At 51.6% G+C, this 1747-nt stretch carries 2 protein-coding genes; both read right to left on the bottom strand.

Features of this window, described 5'->3' with window-relative positions:
- On the bottom strand, nucleotides 1–981 hold a 981-nt coding region (locus tag H6B10_RS14360), incomplete at its 3' end, for a hypothetical protein (protein ID WP_204652224.1).
- 138 nt (nucleotides 982–1119) lie between these two features.
- Nucleotides 1120–1662, bottom strand: a complete 543-nt coding sequence (locus tag H6B10_RS14355; protein WP_204648832.1) for a flavodoxin domain-containing protein — start codon at nucleotides 1660–1662, stop codon at nucleotides 1120–1122.
- Nucleotides 1663–1747: the final 85 nt, after the last annotated feature.

The raw sequence follows: 1747 nt of genomic DNA, 5'->3' as shown, positions 1-1747 counted from the left end.
AAATTCCACCCGCTCGTCCATGCTGCCGCTATAACCGGTATAGCACAGCCGGTTTTCCGAGAGATACACGCGCTGAACCAAAGACGTCCCTGAGCAGTTTGCCCAGTACATCAGAAGCGGGATCACAGCGAAGATCGAGGCGGCCGCCAGAGCCATAAACGGCTGACGCAGCATCAAGACCGCCAACTGGTCCTGATGGTTCTTGGCGAAATACAGCACGAGAAAAGAAAGCAGGAACGCGCCCGGGCAAACCGCCAGCACAAGCAGCTTCGGCAGCCGCAGATACTGTTTGCGGCGAATGGGATCGGTTTCTAGGACCAGGTTGCCGGACACAACTGCGGCCTGCCGTTCCTTGTCCCGCTTTATTTCATGTTCCGCCTTGTCTCCCTTAAACCCGGAGATAAAAGTGAGAATGAGTGGGATCAACAGCAGGAGCAAAGCGGTCAGGGCGATGGTAAAAATAAAAGCGTTGCTTGCCGCGTTGGATAACGGTGCGAAGGTGACGATGCAGACCAGCAGCGTCAATATCTCCAGGATCAGCATATAAAAGGCGATGGGAAGGGAAATATTTAAAAACCGCTTGCCTTTCAGATTGTACCGTTTGCTCCTGTTCAGGCTTTTCAGCCCTTTGCTTTCGATGAGTCCGCTGCTCAGATCCGCTGCGGTCTGGGCATTGGACAGATTTGCAAGCATCAATATGGCAGTGACGGCAAGCAGAACTCCCCTGTTTTGTTCGGCGGTGTCATTTTCTTTATGCTTTATTGCGGCCAGAATTGTCAAAACAATTTTTACGATCAGAGAGAGATAAATGGGGCCAAACAGCATGAAAAACATCCGCAGATCGAAAAACATATCCTCGGAAAGGCCAATTCTTTCAGCGGGGATCCGCCCGAGAAGCCAGCCGATCCCGATAAACACCGCATAAGATATCACAACCTTAATCAGCCATTTTACAAAGCGGACAGTTCGCTTTTCAGCCATAAACCATTTCCTTTCCGATACGCGTGAAAGCACCCGATTGATAAGAGAGCGTAAAATAATGCGCTCGTGGCACCTACATAGAATCCCTCGCAGCAGAGAAAGCCAAACTGGCTAAGCTATGCATTCAAATAATTTTTCTTACCTGCTTTCCCTCTGCATCTCATTGATAATCGGCCGCAGGGAAGCGAAATCGACAAAATCTGCCTGCTTGCCGTAGGTTTCCATTAACGCCTTGTCTTCTTCGCTCCATTCTTCCGCCGGTTTCTTTTGCAGAGATCGGTGCAGTAGCGCCATCATGGTTCGGTGTCCCAGAGATAGCGCCTGATAATCAATGGCGCCTCGCAGATGGAAAACCGCTGCTCTGCCATATAGCTGGGCGGGAATCTGTTTTTGCAGGGAGTTCCGGATATTCTCCCGATTTTGCGGTATATCCGGATCAGCCAGCCCGACCGTAACGATCACCAGCCGCTGCCCGTCCCGCAAGGACAGACTGCGCAATGTCCTGGCCAGCCCCAAAACACCACCGGCATACAGCGCGCCGATATACACGATGGTCTGATGCCCGGAAAGCGATGGAATATCTCGATAGCCGACAGCGGGGATGCCGGTTTTGCTGGACAGCTCCTGCGCATACCGGCGGGCGCTTCCGTACCTGCTTCCGTATAAAATGATGGACTTCATGCAATCACCTTACCCCTTATTACGAGAACAATCGTCCTGTTTTAAAAGTGCGAACAAGAACCGGCCGCAAGACAGAGAGGATAGA

It is taken from the genome of Gemmiger formicilis, from assembly GCF_016901605.1.
GTDB lineage: Bacteria > Bacillota > Clostridia > Oscillospirales > Ruminococcaceae > Gemmiger > Gemmiger formicilis_B.
Note: the sequence above shows the minus strand (reverse complement) of the source record. Positions and strands in the feature narration are given on the sequence as shown.

Excerpts from the sequence above, each read along its gene's own strand:
- H6B10_RS14355 (WP_204648832.1), bottom strand. The coding sequence starts at position 1,662 with ATGAAGTCCATCATTTTATACGGAAGCAGGTACGGAAGCGCCCGCCGG.